This window comes from Micromonospora sp. WMMC415 (genome assembly GCF_009707425.1).
GTDB lineage: Bacteria > Actinomycetota > Actinomycetes > Mycobacteriales > Micromonosporaceae > Micromonospora.
Genome location: NZ_CP046104.1, coordinates 1,716,650 through 1,734,872, shown reverse-complemented (window position 1 = coordinate 1,734,872; position 18,223 = coordinate 1,716,650). Strand labels below are relative to the sequence as shown.

The 18,223-nt window shown below is 72.9% G+C and carries 17 protein-coding genes and 1 pseudogene; 12 read left to right on the top strand and 6 right to left on the bottom strand.

What is annotated here, in order from left to right; all coding sequences use genetic code 11:
* Positions 1 to 2 precede the first annotated feature (2 nt).
* Positions 3 to 1,565 carry an IMP dehydrogenase gene (guaB, locus tag GKC29_RS08535; RefSeq protein WP_196255839.1) on the bottom strand — a complete coding sequence of 521 codons (1,563 nt, stop codon included), beginning with the start codon at positions 1,563 to 1,565 and terminating at the stop codon, positions 3 to 5.
* 185 nt (positions 1,566 to 1,750) lie between these two features.
* On the opposite strand from guaB, the gene GKC29_RS08530 reads away from it, so the two are divergent.
* On the top strand, positions 1,751 to 2,158 hold the full coding sequence (locus tag GKC29_RS08530; protein ID WP_155330304.1) for a DUF5319 domain-containing protein: 408 nt from the start codon (positions 1,751 to 1,753) through the stop codon (positions 2,156 to 2,158).
* A gap of 4 nt (positions 2,159 to 2,162) precedes the next feature.
* Here GKC29_RS08530 and GKC29_RS08525 read toward each other — a convergent pair whose 3' ends face one another.
* Positions 2,163 to 2,987, bottom strand: a complete 825-nt coding sequence (locus GKC29_RS08525) for a response regulator transcription factor (RefSeq protein WP_155330303.1) — start codon at positions 2,985 to 2,987, stop codon at positions 2,163 to 2,165.
* 242 nt (positions 2,988 to 3,229) lie between these two features.
* Between GKC29_RS08525 and GKC29_RS08520 the strand changes: the two genes are divergently transcribed.
* A complete protein-coding gene (locus GKC29_RS08520; protein ID WP_155330302.1) occupies positions 3,230 to 3,613 on the top strand; it encodes a WhiB family transcriptional regulator in 384 nt (127 codons plus the stop codon).
* Positions 3,614 to 3,979: 366 nt separating this feature from the next.
* On the opposite strand, the gene GKC29_RS08515 is transcribed toward GKC29_RS08520, so the two are convergent.
* From GKC29_RS08515 to groES, 3 genes are all read right to left on the bottom strand, one after another.
* Positions 3,980 to 5,593 carry a molybdopterin-dependent oxidoreductase gene (locus GKC29_RS08515; RefSeq protein WP_155330301.1) on the bottom strand — a complete coding sequence of 538 codons (1,614 nt, stop codon included), beginning with the start codon at positions 5,591 to 5,593 and terminating at the stop codon, positions 3,980 to 3,982.
* Positions 5,594 to 5,720: 127 nt separating this feature from the next.
* Positions 5,721 to 7,370, bottom strand: a complete 1,650-nt coding sequence (gene groL, locus GKC29_RS08510) for a chaperonin GroEL (RefSeq protein ID WP_155330300.1) — start codon at positions 7,368 to 7,370, stop codon at positions 5,721 to 5,723.
* Between the two features lie 70 nt (positions 7,371 to 7,440).
* Complete coding sequence (gene groES / locus GKC29_RS08505) at positions 7,441 to 7,755, bottom strand: co-chaperone GroES (protein ID WP_089005269.1); 315 nt, start codon at positions 7,753 to 7,755, stop codon at positions 7,441 to 7,443.
* Between the two features lie 422 nt (positions 7,756 to 8,177).
* On the opposite strand from groES, the pseudogene GKC29_RS29865 reads away from it, so the two are divergent.
* The 10 genes and pseudogenes from GKC29_RS29865 to GKC29_RS08460 form a co-directional block, all read left to right on the top strand.
* Positions 8,178 to 8,366, top strand: a pseudogene (locus GKC29_RS29865) (Scr1 family TA system antitoxin-like transcriptional regulator); the annotation flags it as partial.
* A complete protein-coding gene (locus GKC29_RS08500; protein WP_155330299.1) occupies positions 8,357 to 8,548 on the top strand; it encodes a DUF397 domain-containing protein in 192 nt (63 codons plus the stop codon). The pseudogene GKC29_RS29865 and the gene GKC29_RS08500, both read left to right, overlap by 10 nt.
* Before the next feature lie 238 nt (positions 8,549 to 8,786).
* Positions 8,787 to 10,019 carry a methyltransferase domain-containing protein gene (locus GKC29_RS08495; RefSeq protein ID WP_155330298.1) on the top strand — a complete coding sequence of 411 codons (1,233 nt, stop codon included), beginning with the start codon at positions 8,787 to 8,789 and terminating at the stop codon, positions 10,017 to 10,019.
* A 129-nt stretch (positions 10,020 to 10,148) separates the two neighbouring features.
* Positions 10,149 to 10,628: a Cys-tRNA(Pro) deacylase gene (gene ybaK, locus GKC29_RS08490; protein WP_155330297.1), complete on the top strand. Its 480-nt coding sequence runs from the start codon at positions 10,149 to 10,151 to the stop codon at positions 10,626 to 10,628.
* 234 nt (positions 10,629 to 10,862) lie between these two features.
* Complete coding sequence (locus GKC29_RS08485; protein WP_155330296.1) at positions 10,863 to 11,960, top strand: sugar ABC transporter substrate-binding protein; 1,098 nt, start codon at positions 10,863 to 10,865, stop codon at positions 11,958 to 11,960.
* A 109-nt stretch (positions 11,961 to 12,069) separates the two neighbouring features.
* A complete protein-coding gene (locus GKC29_RS08480; RefSeq protein WP_155330295.1) occupies positions 12,070 to 12,879 on the top strand; it encodes an ATP-binding cassette domain-containing protein in 810 nt (269 codons plus the stop codon).
* Positions 12,876 to 14,135: a sugar ABC transporter permease gene (locus tag GKC29_RS08475; RefSeq protein ID WP_155330294.1), complete on the top strand. Its 1,260-nt coding sequence runs from the start codon at positions 12,876 to 12,878 to the stop codon at positions 14,133 to 14,135. The genes GKC29_RS08480 and GKC29_RS08475 overlap by 4 nt, the downstream gene beginning before the upstream one ends.
* A gap of 28 nt (positions 14,136 to 14,163) precedes the next feature.
* On the top strand, positions 14,164 to 15,345 hold the full coding sequence (locus GKC29_RS08470) for an ROK family protein (RefSeq protein ID WP_155330293.1): 1,182 nt from the start codon (positions 14,164 to 14,166) through the stop codon (positions 15,343 to 15,345).
* A 122-nt stretch (positions 15,346 to 15,467) separates the two neighbouring features.
* Complete coding sequence (locus GKC29_RS08465) at positions 15,468 to 16,202, top strand: DUF4142 domain-containing protein (RefSeq protein ID WP_155330292.1); 735 nt, start codon at positions 15,468 to 15,470, stop codon at positions 16,200 to 16,202.
* A gap of 29 nt (positions 16,203 to 16,231) precedes the next feature.
* Positions 16,232 to 17,893 carry a copper resistance CopC/CopD family protein gene (locus GKC29_RS08460; protein WP_155330291.1) on the top strand — a complete coding sequence of 554 codons (1,662 nt, stop codon included), beginning with the start codon at positions 16,232 to 16,234 and terminating at the stop codon, positions 17,891 to 17,893.
* Between the two features lie 66 nt (positions 17,894 to 17,959).
* On the opposite strand, the gene GKC29_RS08455 is transcribed toward GKC29_RS08460, so the two are convergent.
* Positions 17,960 to 18,214 carry a hypothetical protein gene (locus GKC29_RS08455; protein WP_155330290.1) on the bottom strand — a complete coding sequence of 85 codons (255 nt, stop codon included), beginning with the start codon at positions 18,212 to 18,214 and terminating at the stop codon, positions 17,960 to 17,962.
* Between the last annotated feature and the right edge of the window lie 9 nt (positions 18,215 to 18,223).

Genomic DNA, 18,223 nt, shown 5'->3' with positions numbered 1-18,223 from the left:
GGTCAGCGGGTGTGGTAGTTGGGCGCCTCGACGGTCATCTGGATGTCGTGCGGGTGGCTCTCCTTGAGCCCGGCCGCGGTGATCCGGATCAGCTGGCCACGCTGGTGCAGCTCGGTGATGCTCTCCGCACCGGCGTAACCCATGGCGAGCCGCAGCCCACCGACCAGCTGGTGGGCGACCCGGGCCAGCGGCCCCCGGTACGGCACCTGGCCCTCGACGCCCTCGGGGACCAGCTTCTCGTCGCTGGTCACGTCCTGCTGGAAGTAGCGGTCCTTCGAGTACGACTTGGCCTGGCCCCGGGACTGCATGGCACCCAGCGAGCCCATCCCCCGGTAGGCCTTGTACTGCTTGCCGTTGACGAAGATCAACTCGCCCGGGCTCTCCTCGCAGCCGGCCAGCAGGCTGCCCAGCATGACCGTGTCGGCCCCGGCGACGAGCGCCTTGGCGATGTCGCCCGAGTACTGGACGCCGCCGTCGCCGATCACCGGGACGCCGGCCGGCCGCGCCGCCCGCGCCGCCTCCATGATCGCCGTGATCTGCGGTACGCCGACACCCGCGACCACCCGGGTCGTGCAGATGGCGCCCGGGCCGACCCCGACCTTGACGCCGTCCGCGCCGGCCTCGACCAGTGCCTTCGCGCCGGCGTACGTGGCGATGTTGCCGCCGATGACGTCGATGCCGGTGTCCTTCTTGACCCGGGCCACCATCTCCAGCACGGCCCGCTGGTGGCCGTGCGCGGTGTCCACGATCAGCACGTCGACGCCCGCGTCGACCAGGGTGCGGGCCCGCTTGTACGCGTCCTCACCGACGCCGACGGCGGCGGCGACGCGGAGGCGGCCGGCGTCGTCCTTGGTGGCGTCCGGGTACTGCTCGCTCTTGGTGAAGTCCTTGACCGTGATCAGCCCGCGCAGCTTGCCGGAGCCGTCGACGATCGGCAGCTTCTCGACCTTGTGCTGGCGGAGCAGGGCGAGCGCCTCGTCCTTGCTGACGCCGACCGGGGCGGTGATCAACGGGGTGCGGGTCATGATCTCGTGGACCGGGGTGGCCGGGTCGGACACGAAGCGCATGTCGCGGTTGGTGACGATGCCGACCAGCTGGCCGTCGCCGTCGACCACCGGCACGCCGGAGATGCGGTACCGCCCGCAGAGCGCGTCGACGTCGCGGAGCGTGTCCTCCGGGCTGGCGGTCACCGGGTTGGTGATCATGCCGGACTCGGAGCGCTTCACCAGGTCGACCTGGAGCGCCTGGTCCTCCACGGAAAGGTTGCGGTGCAGCACGCCGATGCCGCCCTGGCGGGCCATGGCGATCGCCATCCGCGCCTCGGTCACCGTGTCCATCGCGCTGGACAGCAGCGGGATGGACAGCTCGATCGACCGAGTCAGCTTGGTGCGGGTGTTCACCCGGCTGGGCACGATGTCCGACTCGCCCGGCTGGAGCAGCACGTCGTCGAAGGTGAGCCCGAGCGGCACCACTCGCGCCGAGCCGGCGGGCAGCTCCGGCAGGTGGCCGCCCAGCTCGCCGTTGTCGGCGCCGGTCGGCTGAGCGGTGCTGGGCGAAATTTCCACGATTGCTCCCCTGAGCTGCTCGGACGGGCTTCAGCGAGGTGGCGCGGGCGGGCACCGGCGCACGCCGGGTGACGGCGCGTCGCCCCATCGTACCCAGTGACCCGCCCCGTCCCCGCCGGTGGCGGGGCAGGTCACGCACGGCCCGGGGGCGGGCGTCGGCGGGGGGTTGGGTCTACGGTGAGGGGGTGCACGACGAGCCCATCGACCCGTTCAACGGCGACCCGGCCGATCCGACCGCCGGCCTGCACGATCCTGGCGACGAGTCGCTCGACCCGCTGACCGACGTCGAGCGGCAGGACGTCCTGGAGGACCTGGCCGACCTGGAGATCTACCAGGCGCTGCTGGCGCCGATCGGGGTGCGCGGGCTGGTGATCGAGTGTGAGGACTGCCGGGAGCCCCACTACTTCGACTGGGACCTGCTCCGGGGTAATCTGCGCCACCTGCTCAGCTCCGGGCGTCCCCGGGTGCACGAGCCGGCGTACGACCCGGATCCGGACCACTACGTCAGCTGGGACTACGCGCGCGGGTACGCCGACGGCGTGCACGACACGCTGAGCGAGGGCTCGGACGAGGAGCCGGGCTCCGGGCGCTGAGGGGTCAGGCCACCAGCCCGGCGCGGAAGCCGGCGGCCACCGCGTGGGCGCGGTCCCGCGCGCCCAGCTTGCGGAAGAGCCGCCGGGCGTGGGTCTTGACCGTGTCCTCGGAGACGAACAGCTCACGCCCGATCTCGGCGTTGCTCTTGCCCTCCGCCATCCCCAGCAGCACCTGCAGCTCGCGCTCGGTCAGCCCGATCGACGCCCGCCCGTTCCGGGCGGCGGAGGCGTTGCGCTGGTTGCCCGGCACCGCACCCTCCGGCTCGCCGGCCGGTTCGGCGGGGTCGTCACCGCGCTGCACGGGCACCACCGTCGGATGCCCGGCGGCCGGGTCGGTGGAGCTGGCCGACCAGGCCGTGGGCGGGTCGGCGGGGGTCCGGCCGGCCGGCGTGGAGCGGGCCGGCCCGCCCACGGAGGCGGCGTCCCGTACGGGGTCGGTGACCCGGTGCCGGTTGGCCCGCCCGGGGGCCGAGAGCAGCAGCAGCGCCTTCGCCACCGCGCTGGTGAGGTCGTGGTCGGTGCCCTGGATGAGGCCACGGGCGCCGGCGTTGATCGTCGCGGCGGCCGCCTCGGACTCCTCGGCGCCGAGCAGCAGGACGGCGGCCTGCGGCGCCCGGGCCAGCACCCGGCGGACGAACCCGGCGCTGTCCGGCCGGGTGAGCGCCGTGTCGGCGAGCACCACGTCGGCGGGACGCTCCGCGAGCCGCAGCATCACCTCGGGATCGGAGACGGCGGTCCGCACCGCCCCGGACAGTCCCAGCCGCGCCGCCGCGGAGGTCAGGTGCTGCGCCGCCAAGGGCGTCCGAACGCACACGAGAACCGTACGCACAGTGGTCTCCTCTCCGTTCACGAGCAGACCATGGCGGGGTCCCGTCGGGAGGTGGTTCCGGGCAATCCTTCGAACTTTTCCGACAGTTGGGGCATATGCCGCGAGTTGTCCGAGGTTTTGGATCACAGAAGTGTGAGCCGCGCGGACCCCGGGTACCGGGACCTCGAGCCGGACACGGCGCGCCAGCGCGGACGCCGGTAACACAGGGAACTCCGCGGTGCCGCGCGGAAGGAGGGGTGCTGATGTCGAACGTACGTAGACTTCCCGGACCCATCGTCGACCTCTGGGACTGGCAGCGTCTCGGCGCGTGCCGAGGTCGGGACAGCGCCCAGTTCTTCCACCCGGACGGCGAGCGGGGCTCCTCCCGCCTGCGCCGGGAGTCGGGCGCCAAGGCGGTCTGCCGCACCTGCCCGGTCCGGGCCGAGTGCGCGGCGCACGCCCTCGCCGTCCGCGAGCCGTACGGCGTCTGGGGCGGCTTCAGCGAGTCCGAGCGGCTGCGCCTGCTCGCCCTGGGCTGGGAGGACCTGGCCGATCGCCGGCAGACGCGGGTCGACATCGCCCGGCTGGAGGCTCGCCTGGGCCGGCCGCACAAGTCGACCGTCCCCGCGCAGCGCAAGATCGCCTGACCCCGGCCCGAGAACCTTCCGACGCCGCGCCCCAGTGGGGCGCGGCGTCGTCGTCGGGAGGTTCGCCTTCGGTTCGTCCTATGGGCGGCCCGGCCCGCCCGCATGTTCCCCACCACCGCCTTTGCTCTGCTTCAACCGGCGCACCGTTTTCGGCCCGTTTCCGGTGCGTGGGTTGAAGCAGAGCAAAGGGTGTGCGGCGGCATGTTCCTGGAGCAGGTGCGTCCGGAGGATTTCGCCGGGCGGGCCAGGGCGATCCGGCCGGCGCGTTCGCCGTCGCGGGGTGTCCGGTGTCGGGTGACGGACCGGCACCGGAAGGGGCGCCGGCGGTCAGGTGGCGGCGTCGGCGGTCGGTGGCGTTCCCGTCGGTCAGCGGACGGTCACCCGGACGGCGTGCCAGCCGGTCGCGCCGTCGGGCGCCAACGCCGAACGCCGGCCGGTCTGCGTCTCGCCGGTCGAGTCCGTGGCCCGCACCTCCAGCTTGTGCTCGCCCGGCGTCGCGTCCCACCGCCACGACCACTGCACCCAGGTGTCCACCGAGACCGTCGCGGCGAGGTCCGCCTCCCGCCACGGACCCTCGTCCACCCGGACCTCGACCCGGCGGATGCCGCGATGCTGCGCCCAGGCCACCCCGGCGACGGTCACCGGGCCGGCGGTCAGCCGGTTACGCGGGCGCGGCGTGTCGATCCGCGACTGGGTCTTGATCGGCCCCTGGGCCGACCAGCCACGCGGCACCCAGTACGCGTCGAAGTCCGCGAAGCTGGTCAGCTCCAGCTCGGTGACCCACTTGCACGCAGACACGTACCCGTAGAGACCGGGCACCACCACGCGGGCCGGGAAGCCGTGCTCGACCGGCAGCGGCTCGCCGTTCATGCCGACCGCCAGCAGGGCGTCCCGCCCGTCCCGCAGCACCGCCGTGGGGGTGCCGCACGTCCAGCCGTCGACCGACCGCCCGACCACCTGGTCGGCGCCCTCCTCCGGCTCCGCCTCGTCCAGCAGTTCCTTCAGCGGCACACCCAGCCAGCGGGCGTTGCCGACCAGGTCGCCGCCGACCTCGTTCGAGACGCAGGCGAGGGTCACGTAGCGCTCGACCATCGGCCGGGCCAGCAGGTCGTCGAAGGTGAGCGTGATCGGGTTGCGTACCCGGCCGTGGATGCGCAGCCGCCAGGTGGCCGGGTCCACCTGAGGCACCACCAGGGCGGTGTCGATCCGGTAGAAGCCGGTGTTCGGGGTGACGTACGACGCGAGCTGCGGCACCGCCAGGTCGGCGCCGGCCGGCACGGCGGGCGCGGGCGAGACGGGCGGCGGCAGCGTCACCGCGCTCCGGGCCGCCGAGACGCCCTGGCGGCCCGCCAGCCACCGGCCGCCGAGTCCGGCCACCCCGGCCGCCCCGAGCAGCAGCCCGGTGGCGGCGAGAAAGCGCCGCCGCGACTCCGGGTCCGGCGTCGCGGGCTCCGCCGCGACCCCCCGCCCGGCCGCGACCACCGAGCCAGCGGCCGGTGACGGGGGCTCGGCCGGCGGCACGGGTGGAGACCAGGGCCAGGGGTCCAGCTCCAGCGGGCCGGCGATGAACGCCCACAGCACCACCGCGCCGAGGACGCCCCCGACCAGCGCCGGCAGGGCGTCGGCGCCGTCCGCGCCGGCCCGGGTCAGGGCCGCCCCGAGCCCCAGGGCGGTGAACGCCGCGACGCCGGTGAGGCCGTACGCCAGCCGGCGCCGGGACAGCACGCCCAGCAGCGCGGCGAAGCCCGCCAGCAGCAGGGCCGTCCCGATCAGCAGCGCGATCTTGTCGTACGTGCCGAACAGCGCGATGCCGACCTGCTTCAGCGGCTCGGGCACGGTGTCGACGACCAGGCCCCCGACGGCGACCAGCGGCGCGGAGCGCGGGCCGGTCAGCACCGCCACGAGCTCCGCCGACCCGAGCGCCACCGCGGCGGCGGTCACCCCGGCCAGGGCGGCGTGGTACCTCGTCGTCGTGGTCACGCCGCCCAGTGTTTCCGATCGGGGCGGCGGCCCGGTAGTGACGTCAGCGTTCCGTAAGCACACCCGGAAACGCGTCGGGGCGCACCGCCGGCGTGGCGGTGCGCCCCGAACGGGGTTGCGACGTGGGTCAGAAACCCGGGCCGTGCTGGTGGCTGTGGCCGTGGCCGTGCGAGTGGCCGTGGCCGCCCGCGGCCGGCTCCGGCTCCTTCGGCTTCTCCACCACGAGGCTCTCCGTGGTGAGCAGCAGACCGGCGATGGACGCGGCGTTGGCGACCGCGTTGCGGGTCACCTTCACCGGGTCGAGGATGCCGGCCTTGGTCAGGTCGACGTACTCGCCGGTGGCGGCGTTGAGCCCGTGGCCCCACTCCTTGCCGGCGACCTTCTGCACCACCACGTAGCCGTCGTGGCCGGCGTTCTGGGCGATCCAGCGCAGCGGCTCGACCAGCGCCTTGCGGACGATCGAGACACCCACCTTCTCGTCACCGGTGAAGCCGAGGTCGTCGTCGAGCACCGGCAGGATCTGGGCCAGGGCGGCACCGCCGCCGGGCACCGTACCCTCCTCCACCGCGGCCTTGGTCGCGGCGATGGCGTCCTCGATGCGGTGCTTGCGCTCCTTCATCTCGACCTCGGTGGCCGCGCCGACCTTGACCACCGCGATGCCGCCGGAGAGCTTGGCCAGCCGCTCGGCGAGCTTCTCCCGGTCCCACTCGGAGTCCGAGGCCTCGATCTCCTTGCGGATCTGGGCGACCCGGTCGGCGACCTCGGAGGCCTGGCCACCACCGTCGACGATCGTGGTGTTCTCCTTGTCGACCACCACGCGCCGGGCGGTGCCGAGCACCTCGAGGCCGACCTGGTCGAGCTTGTAGCCCAGCTCGGGAGCGACCAGCTCGGCGCCGGTGAGGATCGCGATGTCCTGGAGCATCGCCTTGCGGCGGTCACCGAAGCCGGGGGCCTTCACCGCGCAGACCTTGAGGGTCTTGCGGATCGCGTTGACCACCAGGGTGGACAGCGCCTGGCCCTCGACGTCCTCAGCGATGATGAGCAGCGGCTTGTTGTTCTGGAGGACCTTCTCCAGCAGCGGCAGCAGCTCCTCGATCGCCGAGATCTTCTGCGTGGTGATCAGGATGTACGGGTCCTCCAGGACCGACTCCTGCGCCTCCACGTCGGTGACGAAGTTCGGCGAGACGAAGCCCTTGTCGAACTGGAGACCCTCGGTCACGTCCAGCTCGGTGGCGAGGGTGGAGCCCTCCTCGACGGTGATGACACCGTCGCGGCCGACCTTCTCCATCGCCTCGGCGATCAGCTCACCGATCGTCGCGTCCTGCGCGGAGATCGTCGCGACGTGCGCGATCGCCTCCTTGTCGGCCACCTCGACGGCCTTGCCGAGCAGCGCCTCGGAGACCTTCGCGGCCGCCGCGTCGACGCCCCGCTTGAGGCCGGTCGGGTTGGCGCCGGCCGCGACGTTGCGCAGGCCCTCGCGGACCATCGCCTGGGCCAGCACGGTCGCGGTGGTGGTGCCGTCGCCGGCGACGTCGTTGGTCTTGGTCGCCACCTCCTTGACCAGCTGCGCGCCGAGGTTCTCGTACGGGTTGGTGAGCTCGATCTCCTTGGCGATCGTGACGCCGTCGTTGGTGATCGTGGGCGCACCAAACTTCTTGTCCAGGACGACGTTGCGCCCGCGGGGGCCGAGGGTCACCTTGACCGCGTCCGCGAGGGCGTTGACACCGTGCTCCAGCAGGTGCCGCGCGTCGTCCGAGAAGCTCAGGATCTTCGCCATGAATGTCCCTTCGAAGCGTCGTTGCCCCGGCCCGGCGAGCCGGACCGGGGCAACGACACTGCTCGGTTGCCTACTTCTCGATGACCGCGAGGACGTCGCGGGCGGAGAGCACCAGGTACTCCTCGCCGGCGTACTTGACCTCGGTGCCGCCGTACTTCGAGTAGAGAACGGTGTCGCCGACCTTGACGTCGAGCGGCACGCGGTTGCCCTTGTCGTCGATCCGGCCCGGGCCGACAGCGAGGACGGTGCCCTCCTGCGGCTTCTCCTTGGCGGTGTCGGGGATCACGATGCCCGACGCCGTGGTGGTCTCAGCCTCGTTCGCCTGGACCACGATCCGGTCCTCGAGCGGCTTGATCGCAACCTTGGTCGCGGTAGTCACGGGCATACCCTCCTGGGGTACTGGTTTCGTTACCGGCCGGCAAGCCGACCAGCGCAATCTGCCACATGCCACCGGGCGGGGCCGTCGTCGCGGGTGCCGGTCCGCCTGGCGTTCACCTCCCGGGCACCCGGCCCGGGGGGTTGGCACCCTCAGGGTGAGAGTGCTAATCGCAGGTTATTCCTCGGCTAGCACTCCGTCAAGGAGAGTGCCAACGGGACACCCGACGCGTCGCCACAGCTTCGCCACTCTTCACCGCAACACGCCGGCTTTCGCTTCCCCGGCGGGCGAGCGCGCTCGTACGTTCCGGCAACGGTCGGGACACGGAGGGTGGCGAATGATCGAGGTACCGACACTGGGCTTCCTGCGCGACCAGTTGCGCCGGGCCCGCCAGGCGCGCGGCCTCAGCCAGGATGAGCTGGGCAGGCTGATTCATCCTGGCCCGGCTCGCCGACGGCACCGAGCTGGCACATCTGGACAACCAGCTCCGGGGCCAGACGGTGGACGGCCCGAACGACCTTGCCACCTTGGGACGGCGTTGGGAGACTGTGGCCGGTGAGGCGCTGCCGCGCCGGCAGTCCGCCCGCCTGATCGAGGAAGTGGCGACGTCATGGACCTGACCCGCGCCGCCTGGCGCACGTCCACCCGCAGCAACAACAACGGCGGCGCCTGCGTCGAGGTCGCCGACAACCTGCCCGGCGTGATCGCGGTACGGGACAGCAAGGACCCGGCCGGCCCGGTGCTCGCCTTCACCCCGGCGAGCTGGCGGGCCTTCGTCGCCGCCTGCCCGACACCTCGCTGACACCGCACGCGCCTCCCCCAAGCCGGCCCGGTGTCGCCTCCGGGTCTGCCCGGCCACGCCGAGTCACCCCCTCTGCGCCGTCCTTGGCATGATCCACTCGGGTTCCTGCATATCGCGGTGTCCGAGTGAGCGGGACACCCCGATGTCACGGAAGTCGAGTCGATCATGCGAGGGCCGGCCGTTCGGCCCCGGGCTCCCCCGGCCCGGCCGGTTCGGGACCGGCCGGAAGAATGGCCGGGTGGACCTGGAACAGCTGGCGGAGCTGCGTACGCCCGAGGGGTCGGCCGCGCTCGCGGCGGCGGCCGACGTGGCCGGCGGCGACCCGCTGGCCGCGGCGGCGGCGCTCCGCTCGGCCGGGGTGCCCGCCGCGCTCGCCGCGGCGGCGCTCACGCAGGCCGAACTGCGCCGCCGGGCGGTCGGCAAGTTCGGTGCGGCGGCCACCGGCATGTTCTTCACCCGCGCCGGACTGGAGCAGGCCACCCGGGGCGTGGTGGCACGCCGTCGCGCCGACCGGCTCCGCGCCGCCGGCGTGACCACCCTGGCGGACCTCGGCTGCGGCCTCGGCGCCGACGCGCTCGCCGCCGCCCGTGCCGGCATCCGGGTGTACGGAGTGGAGGCCGACCCGCTCACCGCCGCGATGGCCGCCGCGAACGCCGAGGCGACCGGGCTGGCCGAACGGTTCACCGTGGAGTGCGGCGACGCCACCGGGTTCGACGTGAACCGGGTCGACGGGGTCTTCTGCGACCCCGCCCGCCGGAGGTCCGGCCGGCGGATCTTCGACCCGAACGCGTACTCGCCGCCGTGGGACTTCGTGGTCGGGCTGGCCGAGCGGGTACCGCGCACGGTGGTGAAGGTGGCGCCCGGCCTCGACCACGCGCTGATCCCGCCCGGCGCGGAGGCGGAGTGGGTGAGCGTCGACGGCGACCTGGTCGAGGCCGCCCTCTGGTGCGGCGACCTGGCGACCGTCCCCCGCCGCGCGACCGTGTTGAAGGAAGGGCCCCCTTTTAACGCCTCCGGTAGAGAAGGGTCCCCTTCTCACCACGCGACCGTCCACGAGCTGACCGGTTCCGGCACGGTCGAGGCGCCGGTCGGTCCCGTGCGACGGTACGTGTACGACCCGGACCCGGCGGTGGTCCGCGCGCACCTCGTCGCCGAACTGGCCGGCGAACTGGGCGCCACGCTGGCCGATCCGGCGATCGCCTACCTGTACGCCGACACCCCCGCGCCGACACCGTTCGCCCGCGGTCTGGAGATCACCGACGTGCTGCCGTTCTCGCTGAAGCGGCTGCGGGCGCTGCTGCGGGAACGCCAGGTCGGCCGGGTCGAGATCCTGAAGCGCGGCTCGGCGCTCGAACCAGAGAAGCTCCGCCGCGACCTGAAACTCACCGGCAACCAACCAGCCAGCCTCATCCTGACCCGGGTGGCCGGCGCCCCGACGGTCCTGATCGCCCGCCCGCTCCCACCCGGCTGATCCAACCCCGTTGATCATGAGGTTAGCGGCGACGGCAACGGCGTGTCGCACCGCTAACCTCATGATCAACGCGGGCTTCCGGCGGGGATACCGGGTGGAACGGGTGGGGCGGGCATTAGGTTGGCGGGCGTGGCGGGACAGGGGACTCCGGCAACGGCCTTGCTGGCGAAGCGGAAGGTCGCCCACCGCACCCATCCGTACGACGTGTCGCCGGAGGCGCCGAACTACGGGGCGCTGGTGGCGGCGGCGCTCGGCGTGCCCGCGGAGCGCGTCTTCAAGTCCCTGGTGACCGAGGTCGACGGTACGCTCACCGTCGCGGTCGTCCCGGTGACCGGCGAGCTGGACCTGAAGGCCCTCGCCGCGGCGGTGGGCGGCAAGCGGGCCGCGATGGCCGACCGCGCGGTGGCCGAGCGCGCCACCGGGTACGTACGGGGTGGGATCAGCCCGCTAGGCCAGCGCAAGCGCCTGCCCGCCGTGCTCGACGAGAGCGCCCTGCGGCACGACACCGTGTACGTCTCGGCCGGCCGCCGGGGCCTCCAGCTGGAACTGGCCCCGCAGGACCTGGTCGCCCTCACCGACGCCACGACCGCCCGGATCGCCTCCGCCTGACCCCGGCGCCCGCGCACTTCCCCGGCTGCTCCGGTCCGCCCGTTTCACCCGACCTTGCCCCGGCGGAGAGCGCTCGCCGCTTGGGTAAAGCCCGGGAGTCGCTGACGTTGCCGAATTGTTACTGCCCACAACAAACTCATGACCTCGGCACTCTTGTGCCGCCGGTGGAGCGCGGAATACGTTGCCGGGCACAACAAAACAACACCATCCCCCACCTCCGAAAGGACCCTGCACATGCGCAAGGGCTTCCTCGCCGTCGCCGCCGCGGGCCTCCTGGCCACCGGCAGCATGGCGGCCTGTGGTGACAACTCTGACGGCGGCGACCAGGCCGGCGGCCAGAAGACCCCGAAGATCGGCGTGATCCTTCCGGACAGCAAGTCCTCCGCCCGCTGGGAGGGCGCGGACCGCAAGTTCCTGGAGGAGGCCTTCAAGGCCGCCGGCGTCCAGTACGACATCCAGAACGCCCAGGGCGACAAGTCCCAGTTCTCCACCATCGCCGACCAGATGATCACCAGCGGTGCGACCGCCCTGATGATCGTCAACCTGGACTCCGGCACCGGCAAGGCCGTGCTGGAGAAGGCAAAGTCCCAGGGTGTCGCCACCATCGACTACGACCGGCTGACCCTCGGCGGCTCGGCCGAGTACTACGTCAGCTTCGACAACGAGGCCGTCGGCAAGCTGCAGGGTGAGGGCCTGGCCAAGTGCCTCACCGACGCGGGCAAGCAGAAGCCGGTCGTGGCCTACCTGAACGGCTCCCCCACCGACAACAACGCGACCCTGTTCAAGAACGGGTACGACTCGATCCTCAAGCCGAAGTTCGACTCGGGCGAGTTCACCAAGGGCCCGGACCAGGCCGTTCCGGACTGGGACAACGCCCAGGCGGGCGTCATCTTCGAGCAGATGCTGACCCAGACCAAGGGCAAGATCGACGGCGTGCTGGCCGCGAACGACGGCCTCGGCAACGCGGCGATCTCCGTCCTGAAGAAGAACAAGCTCAACGGCAAGGTCCCGGTGACCGGCCAGGACGCGACCCCGCAGGGCCTGCAGAACATCCTCGCCGGTGACCAGTGCATGACCGTCTACAAGGCGATCAAGGAGGAGGCCAAGGCCGCCGCCGAGCTCGCCATCGGGCTGGCCAAGGGCGAGCGCAAGCAGACCGGCCAGACCGTCAAGGACCCGGAGAGCGGGCGGGACGTGGCGTCCGTGCTGCTCACCCCGAAGCTGATCTACAAGGAGAACGTCAAGGACGTCATCGCCGACGGCTTCGTGACCAAGGACGAGGTCTGCACCGGCGACTTCGCCAAGCTCTGCACCGACGCCGGCATCAGCTGAACCCCGCCGTGGTGAGCGCCGCCCGGCACGGGCCACCCCCGTGCCGGGCGGCGCACCGCCGCTGCCGACGGGCTGAAGAGACCTCCCCTTGATCCGTAAGGAGAACCCCGTGTCCGCGACCCCCCTGCTGGAGCTACGCGGGATCGACAAGAGCTTCGGTCCCGTCCAGGTCCTGCGCGACGTCGCCTTCTCCGCCTACCCCGGCGAGGTGACCGCGCTGGTCGGCGACAACGGCGCCGGCAAGTCCACCCTGGTCAAGTGCATCAGCGGCATCTACCCGACCGACGCCGGTGAGTTCCTCTTCGACGGCCGGCCGGTGACCATCAACAGCCCGCGCGACGCCGCCGCGTTCGGCATCGAGGTCGTCTACCAGGACCTCGCGCTCTGCGACAACCTCGACATCGTGCAGAACATGTTCCTCGGCCGGGAGAAGCGCAGCGGCATCGTGCTGGACGAGCCGACCATGGAGCAGATGGCCGCGGAGACGCTCGCCGGTCTGTCGGTACGCACGGTGAAGTCGCTGCGTCAGCACGTCTCCAGCCTGTCGGGAGGCCAGCGCCAGACGGTGGCCATCGCCAAGGCGGTGCTCTGGAACAGCAGGGTGGTCATCCTCGACGAGCCCACCGCCGCGCTCGGCGTCGCGCAGACCGCGCAGGTGCTCGAACTGGTCCGCCGGCTGGCCGACAACGGCCTGGCCGTGGTGCTCATCTCGCACAACATGAACGACGTCTTCGCCGTCTCCGACCGCATCGCCGCGCTCTACCTCGGCCAGATGGTCGCGCAGGTGAAGACCACCGACATCACCCACGCCCAGGTGGTCGAGCTGATCACCGCCGGCCGGTCCGGCGCGCTCGGCCTCGGCAACGGGCAGCACGACAACGGCGGGGAGCCCGCCACCACCCCGGGAGCCGTCCGATGACCACCACCGCAGTACGCGAGGAGGGCCCGGCCGCCGTCACAGCGGCGCCCACCGTCGCCAGTCACGTCCGCAACTACCTGGCCCGGGTCCGCGGCGGTGACCTCGGCTCGCTGCCGGCCGTCACCGGCCTGGTCGTCCTCTGTGTCGTCTTCGCGATCGTGCGGCCGGTCTTCCTCTCCGCCGGAAACTTCGCCAACCTGTTCACCCAGGGCGCGGCGGTCACGGCGATCGCGATGGGCCTGATCTTCGTCCTGCTGCTCGGCGAGATCGACCTCTCCGCCGGCTTCGCCAGCGGCGTCTGCGCGGCGATCCTCGCCAACGTGGTGACCGTGCTGGGCTACCCGTGGTACGTCGCGGTGCTCGCCGCGCTCGCCACCGGCCTGGTCATCGGCCTGACCCTCGGCTTCCTGGTGGCGAAGGTCGGCATCCCGTCCTTCGTGGTCACCCTCGCCGGCTTCCTCGCCTTCCAGGGCGTGGTGCTGCTGCTGATGAAGGAGGGCACCAACATCTCGATCGGCGACGAGGTGATCATCGCGATCGAGAACCGGTGGGTGCCCCCGCTGATCGGCTGGGCGCTCTTCGCGGTCGCGGTCGCCGGGTACGCGGCGGCGCAGCTGCTCCAGCACCACAACCGCACGGCGCGTGGCCTGGTCACCGACCCGGCCCTGGTGGTCTTCGGCCGGATCGCGGCGCTCGCGCTCATCCTCGGCTTCGCCGTGTACGTGCTCAACCAGGAGCGCAGCATCAACCCGCTGATCAGCTCCAACAAGGGCATGCCGATCGTGGTGCCGATCCTGGCCACGCTGTTGGTCTTCTGGACGTTCGTGCTCAACCGCACGGCGTACGGCCGGCACCTGTACGCGGTCGGCGGCAACCGCGAGGCCGCCCGGCGGGCCGGCATCAACGTCGACCGCATCCGGATCTCCGCGTTCGTCATCTGCTCCACCATGGCCGCGATCGGCGGCATCATCGCCGCCAGCAAGGACAGGTCGGTCGACCCGAACACCGGTGGCAGTAACGTGCTGCTCTACGCGGTCGGCGCAGCGGTCATCGGCGGTACGAGCCTCTTCGGCGGCAAGGGTCGCATGATCAACGCGGTGCTCGGCGGCGCCGTGGTCGCGGTCATCATCAACGGCATGGGCCTGCTCAACCTCAGCGCCGGTCTGAAGTACGTCTTCACCGGCGCGGTTCTGCTGCTCGCGGCCGGTGTGGACGCGCTGTCCCGGCGCCGGTCCGCCGCCACCGGCACCCGCTGACCAGCTTCACCCGGAATAGCACACCGCGATGCGCGTAGGACCGAGCCAGGACGAGATCCGCCGGCAGAACCTCGGGGCGCTGCTGCGCCACGTCCACCTGCACGGGGCGACGTCACGGGCGGAACTCACCACCGCGCTCGGGTTGAACCGCAGCACCATCGGCGCACTCACCACCGACCTCGCCGCGGCCGGACTGGTGAGCGAGGGGGCGCCGAAGGAAACCGGCCGGGCCGGACGACCGTCGCTGGTCGTCCGGCCCGAGTCGGCCCGGGTGCACGCGTACGCGTACTCCATCGAGGTGGACCGGCTGCGGGCCGCCCGGGTCGGTCTGGGCGGGGAGGTGCTCGACCGCCGGGAGCTGGAGCGGCCCCCCGGCCTCACCGCCGCGGAGGCCGCCCCGCTGCTGGCCGGGGCGGGCAAGGAGATGCAGCAGACCGTGTCCGCGGACGCGATCTGCGTCGGCGCGGGCGTCGCCGTCTGTGGGATGGTCCGCCGCGACGACGGCCTGGTCCGGCTCGGCCCGACGACGGGCTGGGTGGACGAGCCGATCGGCGCGGCGATCGGCGCGGAGCTGGGCCCGGACCTGCCGGTCAGCGTGGGCAACGTGGCCGACGTGGCGGCCTTCGCGGAGCACGCCCGGGGCGCGGCGGCCGGCTGCGACAACGTCATCTACCTGTACGGCGACGTCGGCGTCGGCGCCGGCATCATCGCCGGCGGACGGCGGCTGACCGGGCACGGGGGCTACAGCGGCGAGGTCGGGCACATGGTCGTGGTACGCGACGGCGCCCGCTGCGAGTGCGGGTCCCGCGGCTGCTGGGAGACCGAGATCGGCGAGCACGGCCTGCTCCGCGCGGCCGGCCGCTCGGACGCGCGCGGCCGCGAGGCGTTGCTGGCCGTCTTCGACGCCGCCGACCGGGGGGACGCCCGCGCCCAGACGGCGGTACGGCAGGCCGGCGACTGGCTCGGCTTCGGCGTCGCCAACCTCGTCAACATCTTCAACCCGGAGATGGTCATCTTCGGCGGCACCATGCGGGACCTCTACCTGGCCGCTGCGGCCCAGGTGCGCAGCCGTCTCAACTCGATCGCGCTGCCGGCCTGCCTGGAGCACGTCCGGCTGCGAACCCCGAAGCTCGGTGAGGACGCCCCGCTGATCGGCGCCGCCGAGCTGGCCTTCGAACGCCTCCTCGCCGACCCGCTCGACGTCGGCTGATTCGCGAATCCCCACTGAACTGATCCGGCGCTCAATCCGTACCTGAGGACGGACGGGCGGCCGGCGAGGTGCGGCTGCCCGGCCGAGACGTACCGGCCCGGAACCCAGGAGGCACCGCAGACATGGCACCGCGCAGATCCGCCCGTCGCCAGGGCCACCGGACCCGTCGTTTGGCGGTCCTGCTCATCGCGTTCGCCGCCGGGCTCGGGGTGCTGCCCGGCGCGGCCCTCGCCGCCCCGGCCGGCCAGCAGCTCAACGCCGCCGACGCCGCACTGCTGGCCGGTGTCCGGCTGGCCGGGCTGTGGGAGATGCCCGCCGGCCAGATGGCCGCCGAGAAGGGACGGTCGCCGCGGGTGCGGGAGATCGGCGCGGAGATCGCCAAGCAGCACGAGGAGCTGGACCGGCTGACCGTGGAGGCCGCGAACAAGCTCGGCGCGATCATCCCGACCGACCCGACCCCGGAGCAGAAGGGGTGGCTGACGGAGATGAAGAACGCGCGTGGGACGCAGTTCGACCAGATCTTCGTCACCCGGCTGCGGGTGGCCCACGGCAACATCTTTCCGGTGATCGGCGCGGTGCGGGCCACCACCCGCGACCCGATCATCCGGGAACTGGCCGAGGCGGCGAACACGTTCGTCAACAACCACATGCAGATGCTGGAGAGCACCGGGCTGGTCCGCTGGGCGGAGCTGCCGCCGGCCGCGCTGCCCGCGCCGGGTGAGGACGGTCTGCTCGCGGCGGCGTCGGCCAACACGGCACCCCAGTTCGGGGTCAGCAGCGCGCTGGTCTGGCTGGTCTTCCTCGCCGCCCTCGGCACCGGCGGCGTCGCCACCTGGCGGATGCTCCGCCGCACCTGACACCCGCCGCGCCCCTACCGCCCATGCGGATGACACGCACCAGGGAATCCCCGCCCGGACGCATCCGGGCGGGGATTCTCCTCGGGCTCGTCCTGGCCTGCCTGTGCCTCACCGTGCTCCCGGCGAGTCCGGCGGCCGCGCACGCCGTCGTGGTCGCCACGACCCCGCAGCGCGACGAGGTCGTCGGCTACGCGCCCCGGGAGGTGGTGGTCACCTTCAGCGAGCCGGTGGCGCCGGTCCCCGGCCGGATCCAGGTGCTCGCCCCGGACGGCCGGCGGATCAGCGTCGGCGAACCGGAGGTACGCGGGGCGACGCTCCGCGTCCGCGTCCGGGTCCCGGACCGGCCGCTCGGCACCTACCTGGTCAGCTACCGGGTCATCTCGGCGGACAGCCACCCGGTCGCCGGCAGCTTCACCTACTCCGCCGGGGCACCCTCCAGCACCCCGCCGCAGCCGGGGCCGGAGGACGCGTCGCCCGGCGGCCTGCTGGTGCCGGCGGCCAAGTACCTCGGATACCTGGGCCTGGTCGCGGCGGTCGGCCCGACCCTGCTGGCGGCCACGATGTGGCCCCGCCGGCGCTCCCGGCGCGGTGCCCTCGTCGTGGCGTGGACGGGGCTCGGGCTGGTCGCCGTCGCCGCGGCCGCCACCTGGGTCGGGCAGGCCGCCGAGGCGGTCGGCGTGCCGGTCGGCGAGTTGTCCCTCGCGGACCTCCAGGCGGTCGGCACCGGCGCGGTGGCGGTGGTGTACGCCGTCCGGCTGGCACTGCTCGGGGTCGGCGCCACGCTGCTGCCCGCCGTCGTCGGGGGCACCGCCGGCCGTCCACGCACCGCGCTGCTGGCGGTGGTGGGGCTGGCCGCGGCGGCGACCTGGCCGCTCGCCGGGCACCCCGTCGCCGCTCCGCTGCCACCGGTGAGCATCGCCCTGGTCACCATCCACCTCGCCGCGGTGACCGTCTGGTTGGGCGGGCTGCTCACCCTCACGGCGTTCCTGCTGCGCCGGACCCACCCCCGGGTCCTCGCCCGGATCCTGCCGGCCTGGTCGAGGTGCGCCACCGTGGCGGTGTGCTGGCTGGTCATCACCGGCGTCGGTCAGGCGGCGATCGAACTCGGCCGGCCGTCGGCGCTGCTGGGCAGCGCGTACGGCCGGCTGCTCTGCGCGAAGGCCGCCCTGCTGGCCGCCGTCCTCGCCGTGGCCGCCTGGCAGCGGCACCTCGTCCGGCGGCGGGTCGCCGCCGGCCGCCCCCGCTGGGTCGCCCGCGCGGCCGGTGTCGAACTCGCGGCGACCGCGGTCGTGCTCGCCCTCACCGCGGTGCTCGTGCAGACCCCGCCGGGGCGCACCGCCGGGACGGAGGCGGCCGGGGCGACCCGGGAGGGCGTCGCGCGGTCCGTCAGCACCGACCTGCTCACCGTGCAGTTCGACGTGTACCCCGCCCAGGCCGGCGCGCTGAACAGCCTGCACGCCTACGTCTACACCCCCGCCGCGAAGCCGCTGCCGGTCGTCGAGTGGAGGGTCACCGCCGCGCTCCCGGCCGCCGGTGTCGAGCCGATCGCCGTCCCGGTCGACACACCGGAGCCGCACCACGCCAGCGCCGCACTCCGCTTCCCGGTCCCCGGCGAGTGGACTCTCCGGATCACCGCCCGGGTCTCCGACATCGACCAGTCCACCGTCACCGCGACGGTGCCCGTCCGCTGACCGTGGCGGTGGCGGTACGGCCCGGCGAGCGGCTCAGACGGGTCGCCGGCACGCCGCCGGGCGGCGTCAGCGGTCGACCTGGGTGAAGTCCCAGGAGTGCGGCGGGCGGGCGACCAGCGTCACCGGCGGGTCGGGCAGCGGCCGGGGGTTGCCGCGCCACTTGGAGATCACCACCACCCGGTGGTCGGTGGACGAGAACACCTCGCTGGACAGGTGCAGCGGGTCGTGGTCGAAGTCGGGCAGGGCGGTGTCGCACACCCACGTGATGAGGTCGGCCACCCCGTACGGCTCGGCCCGCACCTCCCACATCCGGACGATCACGTCGGCTCC